Annotated in this window: 23 protein-coding genes; 9 read left to right on the top strand and 14 right to left on the bottom strand. The window is 74.8% G+C overall.

Going from position 1 to position 24,975, the window contains the following annotated elements:
• Positions 1–94 precede the first annotated feature (94 nt).
• Positions 95–1,285, bottom strand: coding sequence for an SAV2148 family HEPN domain-containing protein (locus tag ACFWP2_RS02490; RefSeq protein ID WP_380447514.1), 1,191 nt, complete (start codon positions 1,283–1,285; stop codon positions 95–97).
• Positions 1,286–1,849: 564 nt separating this feature from the next.
• Here ACFWP2_RS02490 and glgX point away from each other — a divergent pair.
• From glgX to treZ, 3 genes are all read left to right on the top strand, one after another.
• A complete protein-coding gene (glgX, locus tag ACFWP2_RS02485; protein WP_380447441.1) occupies positions 1,850–3,973 on the top strand; it encodes a glycogen debranching protein GlgX in 2,124 nt (707 codons plus the stop codon).
• Between the two features lie 166 nt (positions 3,974–4,139).
• Positions 4,140–6,689 carry a malto-oligosyltrehalose synthase gene (gene treY / locus ACFWP2_RS02480; RefSeq protein ID WP_380447439.1) on the top strand — a complete coding sequence of 850 codons (2,550 nt, stop codon included), beginning with the start codon at positions 4,140–4,142 and terminating at the stop codon, positions 6,687–6,689.
• Positions 6,689–8,482, top strand: a complete 1,794-nt coding sequence (gene treZ, locus ACFWP2_RS02475) for a malto-oligosyltrehalose trehalohydrolase (RefSeq protein WP_380447437.1) — start codon at positions 6,689–6,691, stop codon at positions 8,480–8,482. Before treY ends, treZ begins: the two co-directional genes overlap by 1 nt.
• A gap of 17 nt (positions 8,483–8,499) precedes the next feature.
• On the opposite strand, the gene ACFWP2_RS02470 is transcribed toward treZ, so the two are convergent.
• Together ACFWP2_RS02470 and ACFWP2_RS02465 are read right to left on the bottom strand one after the other, a co-directional pair.
• Positions 8,500–9,393: a transketolase family protein gene (locus ACFWP2_RS02470; protein WP_380447435.1), complete on the bottom strand. Its 894-nt coding sequence runs from the start codon at positions 9,391–9,393 to the stop codon at positions 8,500–8,502.
• A gap of 143 nt (positions 9,394–9,536) precedes the next feature.
• Complete coding sequence (locus ACFWP2_RS02465) at positions 9,537–10,253, bottom strand: thiamine pyrophosphate-dependent enzyme (RefSeq protein WP_380447433.1); 717 nt, start codon at positions 10,251–10,253, stop codon at positions 9,537–9,539.
• A 57-nt stretch (positions 10,254–10,310) separates the two neighbouring features.
• Here ACFWP2_RS02465 and soxR point away from each other — a divergent pair, with 57 nt between their 5' ends.
• Together soxR and ACFWP2_RS02455 are read left to right on the top strand one after the other, a co-directional pair.
• Positions 10,311–10,949 carry a redox-sensitive transcriptional activator SoxR gene (soxR, locus tag ACFWP2_RS02460; protein WP_380447431.1) on the top strand — a complete coding sequence of 213 codons (639 nt, stop codon included), beginning with the start codon at positions 10,311–10,313 and terminating at the stop codon, positions 10,947–10,949.
• Positions 10,950–10,992: 43 nt separating this feature from the next.
• Positions 10,993–11,958, top strand: a complete 966-nt coding sequence (locus tag ACFWP2_RS02455; protein ID WP_380447429.1) for a phosphotransferase family protein — start codon at positions 10,993–10,995, stop codon at positions 11,956–11,958.
• Here ACFWP2_RS02455 and ACFWP2_RS02450 read toward each other — a convergent pair.
• From ACFWP2_RS02450 to ACFWP2_RS02435, 4 genes are all read right to left on the bottom strand, one after another.
• A complete protein-coding gene (locus ACFWP2_RS02450) occupies positions 11,955–12,476 on the bottom strand; it encodes a GNAT family N-acetyltransferase (RefSeq protein WP_380447427.1) in 522 nt (173 codons plus the stop codon). The two genes, ACFWP2_RS02455 and ACFWP2_RS02450, sit on opposite strands and share 4 nt — an antisense overlap.
• 35 nt (positions 12,477–12,511) lie before the next feature.
• Positions 12,512–13,042: a GNAT family N-acetyltransferase gene (locus ACFWP2_RS02445; protein ID WP_380447425.1), complete on the bottom strand. Its 531-nt coding sequence runs from the start codon at positions 13,040–13,042 to the stop codon at positions 12,512–12,514.
• A gap of 157 nt (positions 13,043–13,199) precedes the next feature.
• Positions 13,200–13,823, bottom strand: coding sequence for a formylglycine-generating enzyme family protein (locus tag ACFWP2_RS02440; RefSeq protein WP_380447423.1), 624 nt, complete (start codon positions 13,821–13,823; stop codon positions 13,200–13,202).
• Positions 13,824–13,897: 74 nt separating this feature from the next.
• Positions 13,898–14,353: a hypothetical protein gene (locus ACFWP2_RS02435; protein WP_380447421.1), complete on the bottom strand. Its 456-nt coding sequence runs from the start codon at positions 14,351–14,353 to the stop codon at positions 13,898–13,900.
• Positions 14,354–14,533: 180 nt separating this feature from the next.
• Here ACFWP2_RS02435 and ACFWP2_RS02430 point away from each other — a divergent pair, with 180 nt between their 5' ends.
• Complete coding sequence (locus ACFWP2_RS02430; protein WP_380447419.1) at positions 14,534–15,109, top strand: helix-turn-helix domain-containing protein; 576 nt, start codon at positions 14,534–14,536, stop codon at positions 15,107–15,109.
• 117 nt (positions 15,110–15,226) lie between these two features.
• Here the strand turns inward: ACFWP2_RS02430 and ACFWP2_RS02425 are convergent, their stop codons facing one another.
• The 4 genes from ACFWP2_RS02425 to ACFWP2_RS02410 form a co-directional block, all read right to left on the bottom strand.
• Complete coding sequence (locus tag ACFWP2_RS02425; protein WP_380447417.1) at positions 15,227–16,147, bottom strand: dihydrodipicolinate synthase family protein; 921 nt, start codon at positions 16,145–16,147, stop codon at positions 15,227–15,229.
• A gap of 1 nt (position 16,148) precedes the next feature.
• Positions 16,149–16,949 carry an aldolase gene (locus ACFWP2_RS02420; protein ID WP_380447415.1) on the bottom strand — a complete coding sequence of 267 codons (801 nt, stop codon included), beginning with the start codon at positions 16,947–16,949 and terminating at the stop codon, positions 16,149–16,151.
• Between the two features lie 229 nt (positions 16,950–17,178).
• The gene (locus ACFWP2_RS02415; protein WP_380447413.1) at positions 17,179–19,269 is read right to left on the bottom strand and encodes a HelD family protein; all 2,091 of its coding nucleotides are present in this window, start codon (positions 19,267–19,269) and stop codon (positions 17,179–17,181) included.
• A 355-nt stretch (positions 19,270–19,624) separates the two neighbouring features.
• Positions 19,625–20,116: a MarR family transcriptional regulator gene (locus tag ACFWP2_RS02410; RefSeq protein ID WP_380447411.1), complete on the bottom strand. Its 492-nt coding sequence runs from the start codon at positions 20,114–20,116 to the stop codon at positions 19,625–19,627.
• A 106-nt stretch (positions 20,117–20,222) separates the two neighbouring features.
• Between ACFWP2_RS02410 and ACFWP2_RS02405 the strand changes: the two genes are divergently transcribed.
• Both ACFWP2_RS02405 and ACFWP2_RS02400 read left to right on the top strand, forming a co-directional pair.
• Entirely contained in the window at positions 20,223–20,606 is a 384-nt protein-coding gene (locus ACFWP2_RS02405) for a 4-oxalocrotonate tautomerase family protein (RefSeq protein WP_380447409.1), read from the top strand.
• Positions 20,607–21,090: 484 nt separating this feature from the next.
• Positions 21,091–21,858 carry a hypothetical protein gene (locus tag ACFWP2_RS02400; RefSeq protein ID WP_380447407.1) on the top strand — a complete coding sequence of 256 codons (768 nt, stop codon included), beginning with the start codon at positions 21,091–21,093 and terminating at the stop codon, positions 21,856–21,858.
• A gap of 155 nt (positions 21,859–22,013) precedes the next feature.
• On the opposite strand, the gene ACFWP2_RS02395 is transcribed toward ACFWP2_RS02400, so the two are convergent.
• Both ACFWP2_RS02395 and ACFWP2_RS02390 read right to left on the bottom strand, forming a co-directional pair.
• Positions 22,014–22,577 carry a GNAT family N-acetyltransferase gene (locus tag ACFWP2_RS02395; RefSeq protein WP_380447405.1) on the bottom strand — a complete coding sequence of 188 codons (564 nt, stop codon included), beginning with the start codon at positions 22,575–22,577 and terminating at the stop codon, positions 22,014–22,016.
• A 65-nt stretch (positions 22,578–22,642) separates the two neighbouring features.
• Entirely contained in the window at positions 22,643–23,542 is a 900-nt protein-coding gene (locus ACFWP2_RS02390) for a LysR family transcriptional regulator (RefSeq protein ID WP_380447403.1), read from the bottom strand.
• A 70-nt stretch (positions 23,543–23,612) separates the two neighbouring features.
• On the opposite strand from ACFWP2_RS02390, the gene ACFWP2_RS02385 reads away from it, so the two are divergent.
• Positions 23,613–24,386, top strand: a complete 774-nt coding sequence (locus ACFWP2_RS02385) for a hypothetical protein (protein ID WP_380447401.1) — start codon at positions 23,613–23,615, stop codon at positions 24,384–24,386.
• Positions 24,387–24,393: 7 nt separating this feature from the next.
• On the opposite strand, the gene ACFWP2_RS02380 is transcribed toward ACFWP2_RS02385, so the two are convergent.
• Positions 24,394–24,948 (bottom strand): GNAT family N-acetyltransferase, encoded by a 555-nt coding sequence (locus ACFWP2_RS02380; RefSeq protein ID WP_380447399.1) that lies wholly within the window; start codon positions 24,946–24,948, stop codon positions 24,394–24,396.
• Between the last annotated feature and the right edge of the window lie 27 nt (positions 24,949–24,975).

The raw sequence follows: 24,975 nt of genomic DNA, 5'->3' as shown, positions 1-24,975 counted from the left end.
CCTCCCGTCCGAAGGCCGGGGCGCGTCGCTAACCCGGCGGGAATTGCGGGAATCGTCAGACGCGCCCTATGCCACGCCGGTGAGCCGCCGGGCCTCAGGACACCGGCCGGGAGTCGGCCCAGACGCCCTCGAACTCCTCGCGGTAGACCTCCAGCAGTCCCGGCTCGGTGCCGCCGGGCTGCTGGCCGGCGCCGCCGCGCAGGACCAGGGCCGGGGACTCCATGCCGCGGGCGCGGCGCAGGTAGGGCTGGATGACGCCGAGGTCGCGGCCCTGTCGGCGGCCGCCCGCCTGGCCGGCCGTGCGGGGGCCCTCGACCAGGTAGGCGGTGAAGCGCGGGGTTTCGTCGAAGACCCGGATCTCGAAGCCACCCTGGTCCCGCAGCCGGGCCCGGACCCGCCGCACGTGCATGATGTTCATTTCGATGGAGCGCGACAACTCGTTGCGCCCGAGGCCGAGTTCGCGTTCGCGTCGGCGCACCGCGCTGCTCGCCGGGTTGAGGAAGAGCAGTCGCACCCGGCAGCCTTCGCCGGCCAGGCGCACCAGGCGCTTGCCAGTGTAGTTCTGGCAGAGCATGCCGAGGCCGATGCCGAGCGCGTCGAGGCGCCGGGCGCCGTCCAGCAGGTCCTCGACGGGCAGGTCGCGCTGGAGCCGGACCCGGTCGGCGTGCACGGCGACGACGTCCGCGTACCGGCCGGCCACCAGGGACTCGACCACGTCGGCGGGCACCCCGCCGGCGCCGCCGTCCAGGACGGCCAGCAGGCGGGCGGCGGCCCGCTCGGTCTGGGCCAGCACGGTCTGGGTGAGCACCCGGTTGCGGGAGACCACGTGCCGGGCCACTTCCAGCTCGTCGAGCGCGAGTTCGATCTCGCGCCGGTCGGCCAGGTACGGCTCGAAGCAGGGCCAGTGCTGCACCATCAGCTCGCGCAGCTGGGGCAGGGTGAGGAAGACCAGCGGGTCGTCGTCGGCCGGGTCGAGCAGGTAGCCCTTGCGGCGGCTGACCTCGCGCACGGCCCCGGCCCGGTGCGCCCACTCCTCGCCGGCCGGTCCGGCGGCGGCGGTGACCCAGTCCTCGCCGTGGGCGGGGGCGTAGATCGGGTGGAGCACCTCGTCGACCAGGGCGCGCAGCCGCTGTTCGACCAGGTTGAGCCAGACGTAGGCGCGGCCGGACAGCCGGACCCGCTGGTAGGCGTCCTCCCATTCGCCGGCCGACCAGGCCAGTGCGGGTATCTCGACCGGGCCGCCCTGGGCGGGCACCAGGGCCCGGCCGGTCAGGGTGGGACGCATGACCACCGTGGGCGCCTCGCTGCGGGCCGCGCCCCGGTCGGGGCCGTCGGGCCCGGAGCCACGGCCGCCGGCGGGGAACACCATGCGCCACCTCATCTGGTCGTGCGGCCGGCCCCCGCGGGCGCGGGGGTCGTCGAAATCCTGTCGGCCCGTGAAGCCCGTCGGCCCGTGAAAGCCTGCCGTTCCGCGCGGGCCTGTCGGTCCGTCGGACGCCTGCCGGTCGGCCCCGGGCGGCCGGACGATCAAGGGTACTGCCCGCCGAGAGCCGATCGCAGCCGGATGCCCGGGGCCCTCCCGCCCCACCGGAAGCACTCTTCACACGAATGCCCGACGGATGCTCGTTCGGCCCAACCCGGGCCGGATCTCCCGGCCCCCGGGGGAGGGCTCGGGGAGTATGCCCTGTGCCGCGCGTCCACGGCGGCCGTGCCGTGCGTCACGGCGCACGCTCGCGCACATGCACGGCCGCCCGGCCGGGAAGAGAGCGTCCGGGCCCGGGCAGGCGGCCCGCTCCGCAGTCGGAGTGCACGTCAGTTTCCGTCGGCAGCAAGGAAGTTGAGGAGTGTCATGCAGGTCTGGCCCGGTACGCCCTACCCGCTCGGCGCCACCTACGACGGGGCCGGCACCAACTTCGCGGTGTTCTCCGAGAGCGCCGACCGGATCGAGCTGTGCCTGATCGCCGAGGACGGCTCCGAGACGGCCGTCGAACTGCGCGAGACGGACGCCTTCGTCCGGCACGCCTACCTCCCGGGCGTCCAGCCGGGCCAGCGCTACGGCTTCCGCGTGCACGGCCCGTACAACCCGGGCCTGGGCCAGCGGCACAACAGCGCCAAGCTGCTGCTGGATCCGTACGCCAAGGCGATGAGCGGGCACATCGACTGGGACGAGTCGGTCTACGGCTACCACTTCGGCGCCCCCGAGCGCCGCAACGACCTGGACTCCGCCCCGCACACGATGCACTCGGTGGTGATCAACCCGTACTTCGACTGGGGCACCGACCGGCCGCCGCGCACCGACTACCACCGCACCGTCATCTACGAGGCCCACGTCAAGGGCCTGACCCGGCTTCACCCGGGCATCCCCGAGGAGATCCGCGGAACGTACGCGGGCCTGGCCCACCCGGCGGTGATCGAACACCTGGCCAAGCTGGGTGTCACCGCGATCGAGCTGATGCCGGTGCACCAGTTCGTCCGCGACCACCGGCTGCGGGACCTCGGCCTGGCCAACTACTGGGGCTACAACACCGTCGGCTTCTTCGCCCCGCACTCCTCCTACTCCTCCACCGGCGACCGCGGCCAGCAGGTGCAGGAGTTCAAGTCCATGGTCAAGGCGCTGCACGCGGCCGGGATCGAGGTGATCCTGGACGTCGTCTACAACCACACCGCCGAGGGCAACCACCTGGGGCCGACGCTGTCGCTGCGCGGCCTGGACAACGTCTCCTACTACCGCCTCGCCCGGGACCAGCGCTTCTACGAGGACACCACCGGCACCGGCAACAGCCTGCTGATGCGCAGCCCGCACGTGCTCCAGCTGATCATGGACTCGCTGCGCTACTGGGTCACCGAGATGCACGTGGACGGCTTCCGCTTCGACCTCGCCGCCACCCTCGCCCGGCAGTTCCACGAGGTGGACCGGCTCTCCTCCTTCTTCGACCTGGTCCAGCAGGACCCGGTGGTCTCCCAGGCCAAGCTGATCGCCGAGCCCTGGGACCTCGGCGAGGGCGGCTACCAGGTGGGCAACTTCCCCCCGCTGTGGACGGAGTGGAACGGCATGTACCGGGACACCGTGCGGGACCTGTGGCGCGGCGAGAACGCCACCCTCGCCGAGTTCGGCTCCCGGCTCACCGGCTCCTCCGACCTCTACCAGGACGACGGCCGCCGCCCGATCGCCTCCATCAACTTCGTGACCTGCCACGACGGTTTCACCCTGCGCGACCTGGTCTCGTACAACGAGAAGCACAACCAGGCCAACGGCGAGGACAACCGGGACGGCGAGTCCTTCAACCGCTCCTGGAACTGCGGCGTCGAGGGGCCCGGCGCCGACCCGGCCGTCGAGGAGCTGCGGGAGCGCCAGCAGCGCAACTTCATCGCCACCCTGATGCTCTCCCAGGGCGTGCCGATGCTCTCGCACGGCGACGAGCTCTGCCGCACCCAGCGGGGCAACAACAACGCCTACTGCCAGGACAACGAACTCACCTGGGTGCACTGGCCCGAGGGCGACGGGCCGCAGGCGCGGCTGCTGGAGTTCACCCAGGGGATGATCTGGCTGCGCCGCGACCACCCGGTGTTCCGGCGGCGGCGCTTCTTCCACGGGCGGCCGGTGTCCGCCTCCGGCGGCTTCGACGACCTCACCGACATCGCCTGGTTCACCCCGACCGGGGAGGAGATGACCAAGCGCAACTGGGGCGCCAGCTACGCCAAGTCGCTGACCGTCTTCCTCAACGGCCACGCGATCTCCGAACCGGACCGGCGCGGCGGGCGGATCGTCGACGACTCCTTCCTGCTGATGTTCAACGCCCACTTCGAGCCGCTGGAGTTCACCGTGCCCGCCGGCCACGGGCGGGAGTGGCAGGTCGTGGTCGACACCGCCCGGCCCCGTCTGCCCGCCCCGGGCACGGGCGCCCGGGTCAAGGCCGGGGACGCCCTGTGGCTCACCGACCGCTCGCTGATGGTGCTGCAACGGCCCGCGTAGGGCGGCTCCCGGAACGGCCCCGGAACGGCGCACGAAACGGCGCACTGAACGGCCCCCGGAACGTCGCGCGAAACGTCGCGCGGGGCCTTCGGACGGCCGGGGCCGGTCACCTGTTCGGGCCAGCAGCGGGTCTTGGCGGCGGCCTCCCCCGGGTACCTATGGAGCTATGACCCCCGCCGCCGAGCCCGCGCAGCCCCGCCCGGCCGCCGCCGTCCCCTCGTCGTCGTACCGCCTCCAGCTCCAGCCCGGCTTCACCCTCCGCGACGCCACCGCCGCCGTCCCCTACCTGGCCGCCCTCGGCGTCTCCCACCTGCACCTGTCCCCGCTGCTGGAGGCCGTCCCCGGCTCCACCCACGGCTACGACACCGTCGACCACACCCGGATCAGCGAACAGCTCGGCGGCGAGCCGGCCCTGCGCGAGCTGGCCGCCGCCGCACACCGCCACGGCCTGCGGCTGATCGCCGACGTGGTGCCCAACCACATGGCCGTGCCCGCCCCCGAACGGCTCAACCGGCCGCTGTGGCAGGTGCTGCGCGACGGCCCCGACTCGCCGTACGCCCGCTGGTTCGACATCGACTGGACCGCCCAGGAGGGCCCCACCGACGCCCCCGGGCGCGGCCGGGTGCTGCTGCCGCTGCTCGGCGACCGGCTCGGCGCCGTCCTGGACCAGCTCACCGTGGACGCCGGAGTGCTGCGCTACCACGAGCACGAGCTGCCGCTGCGCCCCGGCACCGAGGAACTGGCGCTGCCCGAGCTGCTCGGCCGCCAGTGGTACCGGCTCGCCTGGTGGCGGCTGGCCCGCACCGAGCTCAACTACCGGCGCTTCTTCACCGTCAACGAGCTGATCGCCCTGCGGGCCGAGGATCCGGAGGTGTTCGCCGCCACCCACGCCGTCCTGCTCGGACTGCACGCCGACGGCGTCCTGGACGGCTTCCGGATCGACCACCCGGACGGGCTGGCCGACCCGCGCGGCTACCTGCGGCGCCTCGCGGCGGCCACCGGCGGGACGGCGGGGACCACCGGCGGGACGGCGGGGACCACCGGCGGGACGGCGGGGACCACCGGCGGGACGGCGGGGACCACCGGCGGGACGGCGGGGAGCACCGGCGGGGCGTACGTCGTGGTCGAGAAGATCCTCACCGGCGAGGAGCGGCTGCCCGAGGACTGGCCGGTGGCCGGCACCACCGGCTACGACGCGCTGCGCCGGATCGACGGCGTGCTCACCGACCACGCGGGCGCCTGCCGCCTCGCCGGGGCGTACGAGTCCTTCCGGCGCGGCGGCCCGATCCGGGACCTCTGCGCGGACCCACACCCCGCCGTCGCCGAAGCCCGGCGCGGGCGCGCCGACATGGCCGGGCCGGACGGCGAACTCGCCGCCGAGGTCGACCGGCTGGTGCGGATAGCGCTGCGGATCGGCGCCGCCGAGCCCGCGCACGCCGACCACGCGCCGGGGCAGCTGCGCGCGGCGCTCGGCCGGCTGCTCACCGGCTACCCGGCGTACCGGCCGTACGCCCGGCCCGGCGAGGCGGTCCCGGCCGCCGCCACCCGGCAGCTGCGGGCGGCCCTGGACGGCTCCGAGGACCCGACCGACCGGCTGGTGGCCGCGCTCGCGCTCGGCGAGCTGGGCCGCGGCGCGGACAAGGACGAGTTCTGCACGCGCTTCGCCCAGACCGCCGCCGCGGTGGCCGCCAAGGGCGTCGAGGACACCGCCTTCTACCGCTGGAACGCCCTGCCCGGCCTCAACGAGGTCGGCGGCGAACCCGCCCGGCCCGGGCTGCACCCCGCGGACTTCCACGACTGGTGCCGCTACCTGGAGCGCACCTGGCCGCACAGCATGACGGTGCTCTCCACCCACGACACCAAGCGCAGCGCCGACGCCCGGGCCCGGCTCGCCGTGCTCGCCGAGCGGCCGGACGCCTGGGCCGCCGAGGCCGCCGCCTGGTCCACCGCCGCGGGCCCGGCCGCGCCGGATCTCGACCGGGACGCCGACTGGCTGCTGTGGCACACCCTGGTCGCCGCCTGGCCGATCGACCCGGACCGGCTGGTCGCCGCCCTGCTCAAGGCCGCCCGCGAAGCCAAGCTGCACACCTCCTGGACCACCCCCGACCCCGGCTACGAGCGGGCGCTGGAGCGGCGCGCCCGCTCGGTCCACGCCAACCCCGGGCTGCTCCCCCGCATTGAGGGCGCCGTCCACGCCCTCGCCCCGCACGCCCGCGCCAACACCCTGGCCGCCGCGCTGCTGCACCTCACCGTGCCGGGCGTGCCGGACCTCTACCAGGGCAGCGAGGAGCCGCTGTACACCCTGGTGGACCCGGACAACCGGGGCGTGGTGGACTTCGGCGCGCTCGCGGTGCGGCTCACCGACGCGGCCGCGCCGCGCCCCGGCGACCTCGCCCGGGAGAAGCTGCACCTCACCACCACCGCGCTGCACCTGCGCCGCGCCCGCCCGCTCGGCCCGTACCGGCCGCTGCACGCCGCGGGCCCCGCCGCCGACCACCTGCTGGCCTTCACCCGGGGCGAGGACGTGGTCACCGCCGTCACCCGGCTGCCGTACGGGCTGGAGCGGGCGGGCGGCTGGCGCGACACCGTGCTGGAGCTGCCGGCCGGCGGGCCGTGGACGGACGAGCCGACCGGGCGGAGCTTCCCGGCGGGCGCGGTGCCGGTGGCGCGGCTGCTGGCGGACCTGCCGGTGGCCCTGCTGACGAGGAGGGGCTGATGCCGAGCTACCAGGTGTGGGCACCGAACGCCGGTTCCCGGGTGCGGGTCGAGGTCAACGGCTTCGGCTACGACCTGGCCCGCTGCCCCGACCGGGACGGCTGGTGGTCCGGCGAGGCCCCGGCGGGCGACTACGCCTTCCGGCTGGACGACGGCCCGCCGCTGCCCGACCCGCGCTCGCCCCGGCAGCCGCACGGACCGGACGGGCCCAGCCGCGCGGTGGACCACGCCGCGTTCCCCTGGTCCCCGTGGCCACCGACCGGCCGGGGCGGCCGGGCGCTGCCCGGCGCGGTGCTGTACGAGCTGCACGTGGGCACCTTCACCGCCCGCGGCACCTTCGACGCCGCCGCCGAACGCCTGGACCACCTGGTCGAGTTGGGCGTGGACTTCGTCGAGCTGATGCCGGTCTGCCCGTTCCCCGGCCGGCACGGCTGGGGCTACGACGGGGTCTCGCTCTGGGCCGTCCACGAGCCCTACGGCGGGCCCGAGGGGCTCAAGCGCTTCGTGGACGCCGCCCACGGCAAGGGCCTCGGGGTGGTGCTCGACGTGGTGCACAACCACCTCGGCCCGTCCGGCAACCACCTTCCCGCGTACGGCCCGTACTTCACCGACCGGCACCACACCCCGTGGGGCTCGGCGGTCAACCTGGACGCGCCCGGCTCGGACGAGGTGCGGGCCTACCTGATCGGCAGCGCGCTGGCCTGGCTGCGCGACTACCGGATCGACGGGCTGCGACTGGACGCCGTGCACGCCCTCGCGGACGGCCGGGCCGTCCACTTCCTGGAGGAACTCTCCTCAGAGGTACGGAAGTTGGCGGTCGCCACCAACCGGCCGCTGTTCCTCGTCGCCGAGTCCGACCTCAACACCCCGGCCACCACCACCCCGCCCGAGGCGGGCGGACAGGGCCTCGCCGCGCAGTGGAGCGACGACTTCCACCACGCCCTGCACTGCGCGCTCACCGGCGAATCCCAGGGCTACTACGGGGACTTCGCGCACCAGCCGCTCGCCGCCCTCGCCAAGACGCTCACCCGGGGGTTCTTCCACGACGGCACCTGGTCCTCCTTCCGCGGCCGCCACCACGGACGCCCGTTCACCCCGTCCGGCGACGGCCACCGGCTGCTCGGCTACCTCCAGAACCACGACCAGGTCGGCAACCGGGCGCTCGGGGACCGCGTCTCCACCAGCCTCTCCCCCGGCCGGCTCGCCTGCGGCGCGGCGCTGGTGCTCACCTCGCCGTTCACCCCGATGCTCTTCATGGGCGAGGAGTGGGGCGCCGCCACCCCCTGGCAGTACTTCACCGACCACACCGACCCGGACCTCGCCGAGGCCGTCCGGCGGGGCCGGCGGCGGGAGTTCGCCGAGCACGGCTGGGCCGCCGAGGCCGTCCCCGACCCGCAGGAGCCGGCCACCGTGCTGCGCTCGGTCCTCGACTGGACCGAGATCCGGCGCGCCCCGCACGCCGAACTGCTCGCCTGGTACCGGACGTTGATCCGGCTGCGGCGCGAGCGCCCGGAGCTGTCCGACCCCGACCTCGGCGCGGTGCGGGTGGACTTCGACGAGGCGGCGGGCCGGCTGGTGGTGCACCGGGGGCCGTACCGGATCGCCGTCAACCTCGGGCCGGGCGAGGCCGCGCTGCCACTCGGGGCCACCGGGCGCGAGGTGGTGGCGGCCTTCGGGGCGGCGGCGCTGGAGGGGGCCGCGGCGCCGGAGGGAGCGGCGGCACAGGGCGCGGCGGTGACGGAGGGGGCAGCGGTGCGGCTGGCGGCGGACGCGGTCGCGATCGTGCGGGTCTGAACCACCGGCCACCCGAACTACCAGAGGAAGGTGCCGATCCGCTCCCGCAGCGCCGGGGCGTCCAGGCCGTAGGCGGCCAGGTGCTCCGCGATCGAACCGTAGTGCCGGTGCTCCTCGCGCGGCACGCCCAGGCCCAGCACCCGGTGCGAGCGGTCGGCGAGCGCCGCGTGCGCCTCGTTCGCGGAGGTGCCCGCCAGGTACGGCTCGACCAGCACCACGTCCGCCCGGTCGCCGAGTGCCGCCCGCAGCCCGGCGGCGTCGAAGGGACGCACCGACGCCGCGTACAGCACGGTGACGTCCAGGCCCTCGGTGGCCGCGAGCACCGCGTCCAGCATCGGCCCGACGGCGAGCACGGCCCCGCGCGAGCCCGTCCGGAGGGTGGTGAAGCGGCCCGGCTCGACCGGCACCGCGGCCGCGTTCCGGTGCGCCGAGAGGCGGACGTACACGTTGCGGTCGCCGTCCGCGTAAGCGTGGCGCAGCAGCTGCTCGGCCTCGTCCGGGTGGCCGGGGACGTGGACCGTCCAGTCCGGCAGGGTGTCCAGCAGGGCGACGTCGCCCGGGGACATGTGGGTGCGGCCGCCGGACGGCCAGTCGTACGAGCCGGCCGCGCTCACCAGCACGGCGCCGACGCCCTGGTGGACGAGGTCCAGCTTGACCTGTTCGAAGGGCCGCTCGATCAGGAAGCTGGCGAAGGTGTGGGCGATCGGCCGCATCCCGGTGAGCGCCAGGCCGCCCGCCGCGCCGATCAGCAGCTGCTCGCGGATCCCGACGTTGACCACCCGGTCGGGGTGGTGCCGCTGCGCCGGTGCGAAGGCGGCCGCCGTGATGTCGGCGAGCACCAGGGCCAGCCGGGGGTCCTCGTCCAGCAGGCGGGTGGTCACGGCCACGAAGCGCTCGCGCATGGTGTCCATCGGGGAGGTTCCTTTCGGCGGTGCGGGTACAACGGGTGCGGGTTCAGCGGGTGCGGGCTCGACGGGTGCGGGCTCGACGGACGGGAGTTCGGCCGGCGGGAGTTCGGCCGGCGGGAGTTCGGCGGGTGCGGGCGGCCGGGCGCTCAGTGGTTCTCCTTGGGCTCGACCCGGGCGACCACCGCGTGCGGGCGGCCCGGGTGCTCCGCGGTGTACGCGCGGTACAGCGCCTCGTGGTCGCGGCCGTCCACCGTCGCCGTCGACCAGCCCTCGGCCGCGAAGCGACCGGCGATGCCGCCCTGCCAGCCGTGCGTGGCCGAGGAGTTGTCGATCACCACCACGTGCAGCCGGTCCAGACCGTAGGCCCCGGCGAAGGCCACCGCCTCGGCGTTGGAGCCCTCGTCGAACTCCGCGTCGCCGACCAGCACCCACACCGCCGGGTCGGTCAGGCCCTGGGCCCGCAGCCCGAGCGCGGTGCCGACGGCCAGCGGCAGTCCGTGCCCGAGCGAGCCGGAGGCGATCTCCACGCCGGGGACCAGCGTGCGGTCCGGGTGGTGGCCGAGCGGCGAGTCGTAGCCGCCGAAGCCCGGCAGCACCGCGGGGTCGAGGAACCCCTTGGCCGCCAGCACGGCGTAGTACGCCATCGGGCCGTGGCCCTTGGAGAGCAGGAAGCGGTCGCGGTCCTGGGCGTCGGCGGTCGCCGGGGTCACCCGCAGCACCCGGTCGTACAGCACCCAGAGCGCGTCCAGGGTGGAGGTCGCGGCGGGACCGTGCTTCTCGTCGCCGGTCATCAGGCCCATCAGCGCGGGCAGGTCCTCGAAGCGGGTGCCGGTGGCGGTCGTGGCGGTCGCGTTCGTCGTCATGGCCCCGATCGTGCAACTTAAAGTCGACTTGAGGTCAAGCGACTACAGTGGCTACCCATGACCGCCCACCCAGACGGCCGCCGCACCCCCGGGCCGCACCACAGCGACCTGCTCACCATCGGCCAACTCGCCGACCGCAGCGGCCTCGCCGCCTCCGCGCTGCGCTACTACGAGAGCCTCGGCCTGATCCACGCCACCCGCACCGCCGGCGGCCAGCGCCGCTACACCCGCAGCACGCTGCGCCGGATCGCCTTCGTCCGCGCCGCCCAGCGGGTCGGCCTCTCCCTGGACGAGGCGAAGGTCGCCCTCGACCGCCTCCCCGAACGCCCGGCCCCCAACCGTGCCGAATGGGACCGGGTGGCCGAGTCCTGGCAGGACCGGATCGACGAGCAGATCGCCGAACTCCAGCGGCTCAAGGCCAAGCTCACCGGCTGCATCGGCTGCGGCTGCCTCTCGCTGTCCCGCTGCGCCCTCTACAACGCCGCCGACCGCGCCGGCGAGGCCGGCCCGGGCGCCCGCTACCTGCTCGCCCCCGAGCAGGAGGGCGCCCCCGAGCCGGACGGCGGCAGCGTCCCGGACGGCGGCCCTGACCCGGACGGCGGCCCTGACCCGGACGGCGGCCCTGACCCGGACGGCGGCGCCGAGCCGCCACCCCCGGCCGCCGGACCCTGCGGGACGCGGCGGAACGGGCCCTGAAATCCCTTTGCGCCGGGCGTGCTCCCCTGCCTAGGGTGCGCCCGTGCTGCCCTTGGTGCTGACGGACGAGGAGTGGGAGGCGGTCGTCCCCGACGAGACGGTGATGCGCCCCGGCGCCGAGGCGCTCTGCGCCCGGCTGGGCGTCGGGGGCCTGCCCCTGGAGCGCTTCGCGGAGGGCTCCGTCCCGGTCTACGCGGTCGGCGACGCGCTCGTGCTCAAGCTGTTCCCGGCCGCCAGCGCCCGGGACGGCATCGTCGAGGAGCGCGTGCTCACCCGACTGGACGGCGCCCTGCCGATCCCCACCCCGGCCGCCCACGCGGCCGGCGAGTACGTCAACGGCTGGCGCCACATCCTGATGTCCCGCCTGCCCGGCGAGGGCCTCGCCCCGGCCTGGCCGCGCGTCCCGCGGCCCGACCGCGAGCGGATCGCGCGCGAGTGCGGCGAGGCGCTCGCCGCCCTGCACGCCCTCGACCCCGAGCCGCTCGCCGACACCCTTGGCCCCGGCGACTGGCAGGCCTTCCTGGCCCGCCAACGGGCGGGCGCGGTGGCCCGCCAGCGCGAGCGCGGGCTGGCGGAGGACTGGCTGGAGCAGATCCCGGACTTCCTCGCCGTCGCCCCGCTGCCCACCGAACCGCTGCCCGCCGAACCGCTGCCCACCGAACCGCTCCCCGCCGCCGAACGCGCCCTGCTGCACACCGAGTTCATGCGCGAGCACCTGCTCACCGATCCGGCCGGCGGCTGGCGTCTCACCGGCCTGATCGACTTCGAGCCCGCGATGATCGGCGACCCGGCCTACGACCTGGTCGCCGTCGGACTCTTCACCACCCGGGCCGACCCGCACCTGCTCGGCCTCCTGCTGGACGCCTACGGCCGCCGCTTCGAGCCCGGGCTGCTGATGGCGTACACCCTGCTCCACGTGTACAGCAATCTGCCGTGGTACCTAAGGGAGTTGAGGCCCTCGGCGCGGACGCTGGACGCCCTCGCCGAGGAGTGGTTCGGAACCACCTAGGGTCTGGGGTCGGTGCGCAGCAGGCTGTAGCGGACGACGTCGCGCCACTCACCGGCCCGGAAGGTCACCGCGCGCTGCACGCCCTCCCGGGTGAAGCCGAGCTTCTCCAGGACTCGCTGCTCGGCCAGGTTCTCCGCCTCGGTGTCCGCCTCCACCCGCATCACCGGTGAGTGCGCGAACAGGTAGTCCACCAGCAGCCGTTGGGCTCTGGTGCCGATCCCGCGACCGCGCACGCCCGGCAGCAGCTGCACGCCGATGCTCCAGTACGGGGCGGACGGCCGCACCCCGTTGCGGTTGGCGGCGACGAAGCCGCCGAACTCGCCGTCGACCACGACCGCGAGCATCCACTGCCCCTCCTCCAGCAGCCCGCTCTCCACCCACCGGCGGCGGTAGCGCCCCGCGTCCCGCCAGCCGTACCACTGGAACTCACCCAGTGTCTCCGGGTCGTTCACCAGCTCCTCGATCACGGACAGGTCGGCCTCGGCTATCGGGCGCAGGGAGACTGCTTCATCACTCATGCAGGCGCCAACGCCCGAGCGGACGCGGCGGTTCCTCAACCGAGCGGCGGACGCGGGTCGGTGCGCAGCAGGCTGTAGAGAACGACGTCGCGCCATTCACCGGCCCGGAAGAGCTGAGCGCGTTTCACGCCCTCGCGGACGAATCCGAGCTTTTCCAGGACGCGCTGCTCGGCCGCGTTGGCGGATTCGGTCTCCGCCTCCAGCCGCATCACCGGGGAATGCGCGAAAAGGTGGTCGACGAACAGCCGTTGGGCCCGGGTGCCGATGCCCCGGCCGCGCGCGCCGGGCAGCAGCTGCGCACCCATGCTCCAGTGCCAGCCCGTCGGCGCCACGACCTCCCGCATGGCGGCGGCATAGCCGCAGAACTCCCCGTCCACGGCGATGGCGAGCGTCCACTGCTCGTCCGTGAGCAGCCCGTTCTCGGCCCAGACCCGGCGGATCCGGTCCGGCTGCCGCCAGCCGAACCACAGGTGCTCGCCCATGACGTCGGGGTCGTTCAGCAGGGACAGGAAGTGCGGGAGGTCGGCTTCGGCCAACGGGCGCAGGGTGACGTTTTCTTCGCTCATGCCGGCGACAACGCGGATTCCGTCCTGACGGTTCCTCAATTCGCCGAAGAATTATGCCCGGGGTTCCCGTTGGTCCGCGATTTACCGCGCCGCCCATTCCTTTACTGCGCCGGACCGCCGTTTACCGCGCCGGACGGCCCTTTCACCGCGGCCGTGCTCATGCGGCGACGATCGAGCGGGCGAGCCGGAACCCCACGTCGTCGATCCGCAGGGTGGGGTGGCTGCGGCGTCGGACGGAGGCGCGGCAGCTCCAGTGCTCGTCGAACCAGCCGCCGCCGCGCAGGACGCGGTAGTCGCCGTACACCTCGGGGTCGTAGCGGTCCCAGCACCATTCCCAGACGTTGCCGAGCAGGTCGTACAGCCCGTGGGCGTTCGGGCGCAGTTCGCCCACCTCGTGGGGGCGTTCGCCCGAGTTGCCGCGGTACCAGGCGATCTCGTCCAGCGGGCCGTAGCGCGGGCCGTCCGTGCCGGCGCGGCAGGCGTGTTCCCATTCGGCCTCGGTGGGCAGTCGGTAGCCGTCGGCGGCGCGGTCCCAGGAGACCTCCTCGTCGTCCACCGCGTAGGCGGGTGCGAGGCCCTCGCGCCGGGACAGCTCGTTGCAGTGCCGGACGGCGTCCAGCCAGGAGACGCTGTGCGCGGGTCGGCGGTCGCCGGTCGCGCCCTCGTACTGCTCCCGGGTCACCGGACAGGCCGCCAGCCGGAACGGGGCGACGTCGACGGCCCAACTGTGCCGGGTGCGACGGTCGGAGAGGGTGACGCGGCCGGACGGAACAGTGATCATCCGGCGATCCTAGGGGGTGGCCGGTCGCGGGCCCGGCGGGAATCGTCGGACGCGCCCCCGGGGCCTGCGCCGGTTCAGCTGGTCGGCGGCAGCGTGATGGCGACGCCCGCGAGCGCCATCCAGCCGACCAGCGCGAACGCTCCGGCGGCCCAGGCGAAACGGGCCGTCGCGCGGCCCCGTTCCCGGCCCCTGGCCCGCTGGAACCCGGCGCTCAGGCCGGCGATCGCGGTGACCGGCAGGGCGAGGAAGGCCAGGTAGACGGTCCCGTACCAGAACGGGATCGCGAAGATCATCCCCAGGAACGCGAACGGGGCCGACACCAGCGCGACCACGACGCCGGCCACCGTGCAGGCGACGCGCAGCCGCTTCGGGTCGGAGAAGAACGGCGGCACGAAACAGGCCACGGTGCACAGCAGCGCGGGCAGGACGAGGAGCGCCCCCACCGTCCCGTACCCCATCACCAGGAGGCTCGTCGGCAGCAGGAACGCCCCGGCCCCCAATCCGGACAGCCACCGGGCACTGACCGGCACCGCACCCATGCTTCCCCCCGCGTTCCCCGCATGCAGTTCCGTTCGAACGCGTCGGAAGCTAGCACGCGGCGGCGCGGTGCCGCACCGGGCGGTCGTGGCCGCCCGGGCGGCCACGCGGCCAGGCGGCCAGGCAACCGGACCGATAATGGACCGGACGATTCCGTGAGTGAGAGGTGGCGCATGGCCGGCAGGTTGCGGGTGCTGAGGAAGCAGAACCGGCTCAGCCTGGAGGCACTCGCCGAGCAGGTCGGCGTCACCAAGAGCTACCTCTCCAAGGTCGAGCGCGGCATCAGCGACCCGTCGATCTCGACGGCGCTCAAGCTGGCCCACGCCCTCAACGTCGACGTCGGCCGGCTCTTCTCGGACGAGGTGGAGCCGGAGCTGGTCACCGTCGTCCGGGCCGGCGAGCGCACCCCCGTCGGCTCCGGGGCGGGTTCCGGCGCCTCCCGTTACGAGGGCATCGCGACCGGGCTGAGCGGCAAGCGGATGGTGCCGTTCGTGATGTACCCGCCGATCGAGCCGGTGGACTCGCCGTTCAAGACGCACACGGGTGAGGAGTTCTTCTTCGTCCACGCGGGCACCGCCGTGCTGGAGTTCCCCGAGCGGAGCGTCGAACTCGGCCCCGGGGACAGCGTGTACTTCAACTCGGCGCTGCCCCACCGCTGCCGGAGCACCGGGTCGGAGCCGGCCGAGATCCTCGTGGTCATCCACGACGACCCGGACGGCTCCTCGGAACGGGTTCCCACACTGCCCTGACGCGGGCCCCGACGAGCCCGCGGCCGACGTCAGGCGCGCATCGGGCCCGCATCAGGCGCACATCAGGCCCGCGTCAGGCCCGCATCAGGCGCACGTCAGGCCCGCGTCAGGCCGGTGTCAGGCCTTCGGCACCGCGTCGGCCGCCAGGGCGACCCCCGCCGCGGACAGCAGCGCGGCCAGCCGCGCCGTCCCCGCCCCGTCCAGCGGCAGCAACGGGCGCCGCGGCTCGCCGACGTCCAGGCCGCACAGCGCCAGGCCCGCCTTCACCGTGGTCGGCAGCCCCCCGTCGAGCAGGAACCGCAGCACCGGCAGCTGCCGGTAGAACACCCGGCGGGCCGTGTCCAGGTCCCCGCCGCGCACCGCCCGGTAGAGATCGAGGGTGAGGTCGGGGACGAGGCAGGGTGCCGCCGTGCACCAGCCGGCCGCGCCGGCCGCGAACGCCTCCAGGGCCAGCGGGTTGGAGCCGTTGTAGAACGGCAGGGCGCCGTCGGACAGCTGGGTGAGCCGGTGCATCCGCTGGATGTCGCCGCTGCTCTCCTTGACCATGGTGATGTTCTCCACCTGGTCGACCAGCCGGTGCATGAGTTCCGGGCCGAGGTCGACCCCGGCGGTGGCGGGGTTGTTGTAGATCATCAGCGGGATGCCGATCGCGTCGGCGATCTCGGTGTAGTGCCGGGTGATCTCGCGTTCGTCCAGCCGCCAGTACGAGAGCGGCAGCACCATCACCACGTCGGCGCCGGCCCGTTCGGCGAACCGGGCGCGGCGGACGGCGCTGCGGGTGGTGAGGTCGGCGATGCCGACGACGGTGGGCACCCGGCCGGCGACGGCCGCCACCGAGGCCTCGGCGGCGGTGTACCACTCCTGGTCGTCGAGGTAGGCGCTCTCGCCGGTGGAGCCGAGCGGGGCGATGGCGTGGCAGCCGGAGCGGACCAGCCGGTCGATCAGCTCGGTGAGCCGGGCGAGGTCCGGGCCGCCGTCGGCGGCGGAGAACGGGGTCACCGGGTAGGCGATGATCCCTTCGAGGGTGGTGGCGGCCATGTCAGGAGTCCTTCCGGGTGACGAGGGCGTCGCCGTGGCCGGCCCGCAGGGCGCGGCGGGCGTAGTAGGCGAAGTTGGCCTGGCCGCGCTTGGGGGTGGAGATCCAGTCGTGCGCCTCCCGGGCGAGCAGGCCGGGGATCTCCTGGATCTTCCCGGCGGCGGCGGCGAGGAGCTGGAGCTCGGCGGCCCGCTCGAAGAGCAGGGCCAGGGTGCACGCCTCCTCGACGGTCCCGGTGGCGACCAGCTGGCCGTGGTGGGCGAGCAGGAGGGCGCGCTTGTCGCCGAGGGCGGCGGAGATGATCTCGCCCTCCTCGTTGCCGACCGGGATGCCGGGCCACTTCTCCAGGAACGCGCAGTCGTCGTACAGCGGGCACATGTCCATGTGCGAGACGACCAGCGGGGTCTCCAGCATCGAGAGCGCGGAGATGTGCAGCGGGTGGGTGTGGATGACGCAGTTGACGTCCGGGCGGGCCCGGTAGACCCAGCTGTGGAACCGGTTGGCCGGGTTGGCCATCCCCTCGCCCTCCAGGACGTGGAGGTCCTCGTCGACGAGGAGCAGGTTGTCCTCGGTGATCTCGTCGAAGCCCAGGCCCAGGCGCTGGGTGTAGTAGGTGCCGGGGCGTTCGGCCCGGGCGGTGATCTGGCCGGCCAGCCCGGAGTCGTGGCCGGCGTCGAACAGGATGCGGCAGGTCAGGGCCAGTTTCTGGCGCACCGTCCAGTCGTTGTCGGGGATCGCGGTCCGCATCCGGTGATGGGCCAGGTTCACCAGGTCGGTCTTGTCCGTCTCGAACGTGTCGGCCATGGCCGTGGTTCTCCTTCGCTCTGCGCGGCAGGGGACCCCTCAGGGGACATCTCGGGGGGACACGTCATTCACTTTAGGACACCTTGTGTCCTCACGTCGACGGTTCACCCCTGCCCGTCCACCGGGCGCGCCTCACCCGACCGCGCGACCACGGACGCAGGCCCGTCCCGTCCCGCCCCCGCGCACGGAAAGTCGGACGGGCCGACTTCCCGTGCGCGGAGGACGCCCGCTACGCCCCGGCCTCCCGGACGGTGACCGTGCACAGCCGCTTGGTGGCGCGGGTCAGGGCGACGTACAGATCCCGCTCGCCCGCGGGCCGGGCCGCGACGATCCCGGCCGGGTCGACCACCACGGCCTCGTCGAACTCCAGGCCGCGCGCCTCCGACGCCGGGACCAGCCGGGCGTACCGCTCGACCCCCGCGGCCGCCAGCTCCGCCACCCGGCCGTCCGCGCAGACCACGCCGAGCAGCTCGCCCGGATGCGCGGCGGCCTGCGCCCGCAGCTCGCGGACCAGCTCGCCGACCAGCCGCTCCGGCGCCACCGCGACGGACCGGGGCTCGTCACCGCGGCGGATCGACCGGACCGGCGGCTGGCCCGGGGCGATCCGGCCGAGCAGCTCCCCGGTGGTGGCCAGGATCTCCTGCGTGGTCCGGTAGCTGACGGTCAGCGTCCGCAGATCGAAGCGGCCGCCGAGGTGCGGCGCGAGCGCCTCGTTCCAGTCCCGGGCCGTCGCCGCCGGACCCGCCTGCGCGAAGTCGCCGACCAGCGTCATCGACCGGCCCGGGCACCGGCGCACGACCATCCGCCACTGCATGGCCGTCAGCTCCTGCGCCTCGTCGACGACGACGTGCCCGAAGGCCTGCCCGGGCGGCCCGTCGACCAGGCTCGCCGCCTCGTCGAGCAGCGGCACGTCGGCGTCGGCCCACGGAGCGCCGGGGGTGCGCAGCAGCGACGCCCGCTCCTCGTCCGTGAGGTGCGGCAGGTACGCGGCCAGTGCCCCGGCGTCGGCGAGCAGGGCGTCGACCACCCCGCCGGGCACGAGCCGCGGCCAGAGCTCCTCGACCGCCCGGTCCACGTGCGCGTCGTCCAGGAGCGCGGCCCGGACGGCGTCGAAGTCGAACTCGTCGGCCCCCGTGGCGGGTCGGTCGTCGACGCCGAGGTTGCGCAGGTCCCGGGCCGCCATCCGGTCGAAGTCGACACCGGTGAGCTGCGCGACCTCGGCGTCGATCCGCTCCAGCGTCTCCGCCATGCCGCGGGCCAGCGCGCCGGTCAGGGCGTCCACCAGCAGCTCCAGGAACAGCCCGCGCGCCCGGTTGTGGGCGAGGCCGCTCGCCCGCGCCGCCTCCCGCGCCCCGGCGACCTCCCCCTCCCCCAGCCGGACCCACTCCTGCCCGACCCGGACGGTGAAGTCCCCGTCCGGGGCCTGCCGCGCGCGGACCGACCCGGCCAGCGCGTCGGCCAGTTCGGCACCGCCCTTGAGGCGCGCCGCCCCGAACCCGTCCACGGCCCCCGGCCGGACGCCGGCCAGCTCCTCGCACGTCGCCAGGACGACCTCGTTCTCCCCGAGCGAGGGCAGCACCTGGGAGATGTAGTCGAGGAAGCGCGCGTTCGGCCCCAGCACCAGCACGCCGCGCTCGGCCGCCTTCGGGAACGCGTACAGCACGTACGCGGCGCGGTGCAGCGCCACCACCGTCTTCCCGGTGCCCGGGCCGCCCTGCACCACCGTCACCCCGCGGTGCGAGGAGCGGACGATCGCGTCCTGCTCGGTCTGGAGCGTGGCGACCGCCGTCCCCATCCGGCCCGTTCGCCGCTCCCGCAGCGCCGCCGCCAACGGGCCGTCGCCGACGACGTCCCCGGCGGCCGGCTCCGAGCCGTCCAGCAGTTCGTCGCTCACCCCGACCACCGTGCGGCCCGTCAGGCTCAGATGACGGCGCCGCCGCAGCCCCAGGGGGTGGACCGGCGTCGCCTCGTAGAAGGCCCGCGCCGCCTCCGCCCGCCAGTCCACCAGCACCGGCAGCTCGTCCTCGTCCCGCTGCAGCCCCAGCCGCCCGATCCGCAGCACCGTCCCGTCCGCCAGGTCGATCCGGCCGAAGACCAGCCCGCCCTCGGCGCCCTCCAGCCGGCGCACCTCACCCGCCAGCCGCCCGGCCGCCACCTCCCGCTCGTACACCTCGCCCGCGCTGTCCGCCGCCGACGCGAGCACCCGCCCCAGCTGCACCCGCGCCCCAGCGAGCCGCCCGTCGAACAGCTCGCCGATGACGGACACCTGCACCTGCTCCAACTCCACCTGCTGCGCGGCGTTGTCGTGGATCTGCGACAAGGAAGCGTCTCCTCTCGGTTCGACCCGCCACTATGCAGAGGGAACCCGGGGAAGTAAATGTTGACTTGTCCGGCACGGATGTGGCCTGCCGCTCCCGGCCCGGCACTTTTCCGGAGGAATTCCGCGACGCCCGCCCGGACCCCCTCCCGGCTCGGCGCGCTGGAGGGCCGCCTGGCGTACTCGCCGGACGAACTCCGCTCCCTTTTCCGTGAGTTCACCCCGCTGGAGATCCGCCCGATGGCGGCCCACGGCCCCGAATCGGCGCTGTTCGGCGTGCCCTTCCTCCTCACGGCGCTCTTCAGGCGGACACCCGGGCACTGACCGGCCTCCCGGACCCCTCCTCGGCGCGCCGCCGTCAGTCCCGTTCCCGCCCCACCGCGGCCTCGTACGCCAGCAGCGTGTCCACCACCAGGCGCCGCTGCGCCGCGTCGAGCGGCCCGAGGGCCGTGCGCCAGGCGGCGGCCCCCGGGGCGAGCCAGGCCTCGATGGCGGGCAGCCGGGCCGGGGTGATCGCGACGATGCGGCGCCGGCGGTCGGCCTCGTCCTCGCGGCGTTCGAGGATGCCCTGCCGGCTGAGGTCGCCGACCATCAGGCTGACCGTGGTGGGGGCGACCTCCAGCCGGGCGGCGAGGTCGTTGACGCCCATCGGCCCGTCCAGCAGCAGGCAGGCCAGCAGGGACAGGTGACGGGGAGCCAGCGCGAGGCCGCGCAGCGGCTCGGGGACGGGGATCCGCTTGGCCCGACCGACCAGCCGGGGCATCAGCAGCAGCATCGACCGCACGGCGTCGTCGAGCTCCTCGCCGGTCGACGCCTGCGCGTTCCGCCGCTCTCCCTCGGGCGTTGACATCGCCCACCCCTCTCCAATTACCTTTGATACCAAAGCTGTTTTGCGCGCAAAGCGAACCGCCGAGCCCATGGTACGAACGACGAACCGAGCCGAACGGAGCTCCACCATGCCGCACCTGAGCCTGCACATCCGCGAGGAATCCCTCGACCCCGAGGTCGAGCGGGCGCTCATCGCCGGCCTCACCGAGGCCGTCACCTCGGTCTTCGGCGAGCGGGTCCGCCCCCTGGTCGCGGTCGAGCTGATCGGGGTCCCCCAGCGCCGCCGGGGCATCGGCGGAGTGCCGACCGACGAGGTCGCGCCGGTGGTCGTCCTGAGCATGCGGGAGACGGCCTACCACCTGCCGCAGGTCCCCGAGGCGCCCGCACGGCTGGTCGCGGCGGCCACCGGGGCGATCACCGGCGTGCTCGGCGAGGCCGCCGGACGGCAGACCGTGGTCACCCTCGACGGCGTCCCGGCGGGCCGCTCCGGCATCGGCGGCCAGGTCGCCTGACCCGGCCGACGCGTCCGGAGCCGGCCGCCCACGCCTCCGGCTCCGGAGCCGTCGCACGTACCCCCACCAGCCAGGATGCGCCCCTACGGCCCGCGCGCGGCTGCGGCCGCACGCCCCGGGGACCGCTCGCGCCCCGTACACCGCCCCCGCCACGGGCGATCACCTTCGCCCCACGGACCCCACGGGCCCCAAGGGGAATCCGGGCCTCCGGCCGGAACCCGGCTTTGCGACCGGCGGCCCGGTGGCATAGGTTTCGACCGCCGTCGACACACCATCGACCCTGACCGCCCATCAATCACAGGGCGGGCAGCGGGGCGAGGAGTCAGGCGGCCGCATGCACAGGGGAGGAGCTGCCATGCCGCACGCCCGCGACCACGGGTCGACCGGGCGGCGAGGACGGACGGACGGCGCCGCGCACCAGCGGCCCACGGCCGATGCGCGCCCGACCCCGACCAACGCCACCGGACATCCGAGGAACCGTCAGTTGCGCACCACCAGAGTCGTCACCGCCACCGCCGCAGCCCTCGTCTGCCTGGGCGCGCTCAGCGCCTGCGGGCCGGACAACGGCAGCCAGGACGCCACCCCTGCCCTCCCCGCCGCCACCACCGGGCCCAGTGTCAACCCCAACAAGCCCACCGGGTCCGACAAGGGCATCCCGGACAAGGCCTGGATGGACACCAAGAGCATCCCGATGGACGAGAGTTACCACTACACGCCGCTGGCGGCCAACGCCAAGCAGCTCTCCGGCCCGGTCCAGTTCAAGGGCATGGAGCTGTGCCGCGCCGCGATCACCAAGGACGACGAGCCGCTGTTCACCGGCACCGCCGCCGCGCGGGCCTCGGTCGGCTTCGGCGGGGACCGCTGGACGGCCCAGCAGACCCTGCTGTTCCACGGTGACCCGACCCACAGCAGCGGTACCAAGCAGAGCACCAACCTGGCCGAGGGGCATCTGACGGAGGCGCTCAAGTCCTGCGCCAAGACCGCGCCCGGCGCCACCGTGAAGGTCGACAGCGCCCCGGACGCGCCCTACTTCGCCGCCGTCCTGACCGTCCCGCAGGCCGACGGCGGCACCGTCACCCTGCACGAGTACGTGGTCAGCGACGGCGGTGTGGTCAGCGAGCTGGCCGTCTGGGCCACCACCAAGGCCGGCGCCCAGCCCAAGGACGCCTGGAAGGCCCCCGAGGACAAGTACGTCGGCACCGGCATGACCGCGCCGATGTGCGAGGCCCTCCCGGGCTGCGACGGGCACTGACACCCGACGGGCACCGACGCCCACCGGGCACTGACTCCCACCGGGCACCGGCGCCCTCGGCACCTCACAGACGGCCGCCCGGCCCGTCCGGAACAGGGGACCGGACGGGCCGGGCGGCTGCTTCACGCCCGCCGAGCGGCCTGCCGGCCCGCCGGTCAGCCCCTCGGGACCGCCAGCTCGATCTCCCGGCCGCCCCCGCCGCCGGGCACCGGCAGCGCCACGCCGGTGGCCTCGAAGCCGGCCTTCCGGTACATCGCCTCGGCGCGGGGGTTGTCCTCGTGGACGAACAGCCGCACCCGCTCGATCCGGGGCTCGGGGAGCGACCACGCCCACTCCTGGACGGTCCGGATCAGGTCGAGCGCGAGCCCGGTGCCGCGCGCCTCCGGCCGGACGTAGACGCCGACCACGTGCACCTGGTCGACCTCGACGACGTCGCCCTCCAGGGCCCCGTCGCCGCCGGCCCGCTCGACCAGCCCGGTCATGGAGCCGAGCCAGCGCCCGTCCTCGGTCTGCGCGATGAACTGCGCCACGTGCGGGTCGGTCGCCGCCCGGGTGGTGCGGTCCTGCCAGAACTCGTCGGGCCTGGCGGCGGCCTGTTCGTACGTCTCCAGGAAGGCCACGGCCGCGACCGGGTCCCGCAGCGCGTCCAGGCGGATGTCCCTGAGCGGCTGCCAGTCCTCGGTCCGCACGCGCCTGATGATGGTGGTACTGGTGTTCATCGCGTGATGATGTCATCGCCACCGGTGGCCCGCGCAACCGAGATTCGGCGCCGCCGGCGGGCTCCTCAGGCCCGGGACCGCACCAGCAGCCGTGCCAGCAGCGCCGCCGGCCCCTCCGGCAGGCTGCCGTGGACGAGTTCGGTGCGGTGCACCAGCCGGGGCTCGGCGATCGGCGCGTACCCGACGCCGGGCGCCGCCGCGAGGACCGGCTCGGGCAGCAGGGTGAGCCCGTGCCCGGCCGCCACCAGCGCGAGCAGTCCGTGCACGTCGGTGCCCTGGTAGCGGGTCGCGGGCCGGAAGCCGTCGGCGCCCGTGGCCGCGCGCAGCCGGGCCGCCGTCGGGGTGAGGTCGGGGGCGTCCAGCCAGCGGGCGGCGGAGAGGTCGGCGAGCGCGAGGCCGCCGCGACCGGCCAGCGGGTGGCCGACGGGCAGCGCGACGGCGACCGGCCGCTCGGCCACCGCGACGGTGCGCAGCGGGCCGACGTCCGGCAGCGGCAGCGGGTCGCTGGGCGCGGCCAGTCCGTCGATCAGGGCGAGGTCGACCTCGCCGGTGGCCACCTCGGCGGGCAGCACGTCCTGGGCGAGGACCCGGACCACCGGCTCCGTCCGCGGATGGGCCCGGCGCACCTCGCCGAGCGCGCGCCCCAGTTCCGCTCCGACCGCCAGCGGGGTGGCCCCGACCACCAGCCGGGCGCTCGGGGCGCCGGCCAGGCGCGCGACGTCGGCGCGCGCCGCCTCCAGCCGGACCAGCAGCGGTGCGGCGTGCTCCAGCAGCCGCCTCCCGGCCCCGGTCGGGCCGACCGGCCGACGGGCCAGCAGCGGCGTCCCGAGGTCCGCCTCCAGCGCGGCGATCTGCTGGGAGACCGCGGACTGGGTGTAGCCGAGCTCCCGCGCCGCCTCCGAGAAGGAGGCGAGGCGGGCGACGGTGACGAAGGTGCGCAGCTGCTGCGGGTCCACGGCGGGCATCAACCGATCTGATCGATACTTAAGGAATCATCGTTGGCGCTGATCTCGGGTGCGGGGCCAGGATAGCCGCATGACCTACCTGACCCCCCGGATCGCCCTGGTCGGCGACCGCTCCCCCGCCGTCCGCTCGCACGCCCGGATCCCGGGCCTGCTGGACGCCCTCGCCGAGCACGACCACCTCGTCCTGGACGCCTACTGGATCCCGACCGGGGACGCCGCGGCACCCGGCGCCCTGGACGGCTTCGACGCGCTCTGGCTGCTGCCCGGCAGCCCGTACCGCAGCGAGGCGGGGGCTCTGGCCGCCGCCCGGACCGCCCGCGAACGCGGCATCCCCTTCCTCGGCACCTGCGCCGGGTTCCAGCACGCGGTGCTGGAGTACGCCCGGAACGTCTGCGGCCTGGCCGGTGCCGCCCACGGCGAGCAGCAGCCGGACGCGGAGCAGCAGGTGATCGCCCCGCTGGCCTGCTCGCTGGTCGGCCACGAGGGTGCCGTCGAGATCACCCCGGGGAGCCTCGCCGAGCGGGTCCTCGGCGCCACCCGCACCGTGGAGCGCTACCACTGCGCGTACGGCCTCGACGGCGCCTACCTGGACCGGCTGACCGCGCACGGCCTGCGGTTCAGCGGTGTGGACGCCTCGGGCGAGGTGCGCGTCCTGGAGTTGCCCGGCCACCCGTTCTTCCTGGCCTCGCTGTTCCAGCCCGAGCTGTCCGGCGACGGCACCCGGGCGCACCCCATGGTCCGCGCCCTGGCCGCCGCCGCCGTGGCGCACGCGGACCCCACGGCGGCGGCGTCGAGCCCCCGGCCCGACGCCGCGGCGGCCCCGGCCCCGGCCGTGGCGGTCTGAGCCCGCCTCACATCGGCAGCGACCGCAGTCGCACCGGCCCCTCCGGCCATCCGGCCCCCTCCGCCAGCGGCGCCCACATGGTGCGCAGCGGCATCTCCACCAGCCGGCCCTCCGGCTGCTCCACCGTCACCCCTTCCGCCACCTCCCGGAACCCGAGCCCCCGGTAGAACGGGGCCAGCGGCGGGCGGCAGAACAGCAGCGCGTACCGGTGGCCGAGCGTGCGCGCGTGGTCGAGGGCGGCCCCGACCACGGCCCGCGCGAGGCCGCCGTGGCGCCGGTCGGGCGCGACGCAGACCCCGCCGACGCCCATGGCGGCCAGGTCGGTGCCGCCCACGGTGAGGGGCAGCGGCAGCAGCCCGGTGTGGGCGACGAGGCGGCCGTCGGCGGCCCGCGCACCGAAGTGGATCTCCTTGGGCAGGAAGGTCAGCCCGGTGTAGGCGACGCCGTACGGGTCCTCCCCCGGGCCGAGGATCTCCTCCTGTTCGGCGCGGCCGTACCGGGCGAGCCGTTCCACCACCGGCGGCCCGACCAGGTGCGGTTCGGGCGAGAAACGATCATCCATCCCGCCATGCTCTCCCCCCGCCTGGAC

This window comes from Kitasatospora sp. NPDC058444 (genome assembly GCF_042721415.1).
GTDB lineage: Bacteria > Actinomycetota > Actinomycetes > Streptomycetales > Streptomycetaceae > Kitasatospora.
The sequence above is the reverse complement of the archived record's forward strand: the minus strand, read 5'-3'. Positions and strand labels throughout refer to the sequence as shown.

Coding starts and splice junctions, on each gene's coding strand:
- ACFWP2_RS02470 (WP_380447435.1), bottom strand. CDS start 9,393: ATGGACACCATGCGCGAGCGCTTCGTGGCCGTGACCACCCGCCTGCTG.
- ACFWP2_RS02465 (WP_380447433.1), bottom strand. CDS start 10,253: ATGACGACGAACGCGACCGCCACGACCGCCACCGGCACCCGCTTCGAG.
- ACFWP2_RS02450 (WP_380447427.1), bottom strand. CDS start 12,476: ATGAGTGATGAAGCAGTCTCCCTGCGCCCGATAGCCGAGGCCGACCTG.
- ACFWP2_RS02410 (WP_380447411.1), bottom strand. CDS start 20,116: ATGTCAACGCCCGAGGGAGAGCGGCGGAACGCGCAGGCGTCGACCGGC.
- treZ (WP_380447437.1), top strand. CDS start 6,689: ATGCCGAGCTACCAGGTGTGGGCACCGAACGCCGGTTCCCGGGTGCGG.
- glgX (WP_380447441.1), top strand. CDS start 1,850: ATGCAGGTCTGGCCCGGTACGCCCTACCCGCTCGGCGCCACCTACGAC.
- ACFWP2_RS02440 (WP_380447423.1), bottom strand. CDS start 13,823: ATGATCACTGTTCCGTCCGGCCGCGTCACCCTCTCCGACCGTCGCACC.
- soxR (WP_380447431.1), top strand. CDS start 10,311: ATGACCGCCCACCCAGACGGCCGCCGCACCCCCGGGCCGCACCACAGC.
- ACFWP2_RS02430 (WP_380447419.1), top strand. CDS start 14,534: ATGGCCGGCAGGTTGCGGGTGCTGAGGAAGCAGAACCGGCTCAGCCTG.
- ACFWP2_RS02380 (WP_380447399.1), bottom strand. CDS start 24,948: ATGGATGATCGTTTCTCGCCCGAACCGCACCTGGTCGGGCCGCCGGTG.
- ACFWP2_RS02395 (WP_380447405.1), bottom strand. CDS start 22,577: ATGAACACCAGTACCACCATCATCAGGCGCGTGCGGACCGAGGACTGG.
- ACFWP2_RS02390 (WP_380447403.1), bottom strand. CDS start 23,542: ATGCCCGCCGTGGACCCGCAGCAGCTGCGCACCTTCGTCACCGTCGCC.
- treY (WP_380447439.1), top strand. CDS start 4,140: ATGACCCCCGCCGCCGAGCCCGCGCAGCCCCGCCCGGCCGCCGCCGTC.
- ACFWP2_RS02420 (WP_380447415.1), bottom strand. CDS start 16,949: ATGGCCGACACGTTCGAGACGGACAAGACCGACCTGGTGAACCTGGCC.
- ACFWP2_RS02425 (WP_380447417.1), bottom strand. CDS start 16,147: ATGGCCGCCACCACCCTCGAAGGGATCATCGCCTACCCGGTGACCCCG.
- ACFWP2_RS02490 (WP_380447514.1), bottom strand. CDS start 1,285: ATGCGTCCCACCCTGACCGGCCGGGCCCTGGTGCCCGCCCAGGGCGGC.
- ACFWP2_RS02445 (WP_380447425.1), bottom strand. CDS start 13,042: ATGAGCGAAGAAAACGTCACCCTGCGCCCGTTGGCCGAAGCCGACCTC.
- ACFWP2_RS02385 (WP_380447401.1), top strand. CDS start 23,613: ATGACCTACCTGACCCCCCGGATCGCCCTGGTCGGCGACCGCTCCCCC.
- ACFWP2_RS02405 (WP_380447409.1), top strand. CDS start 20,223: ATGCCGCACCTGAGCCTGCACATCCGCGAGGAATCCCTCGACCCCGAG.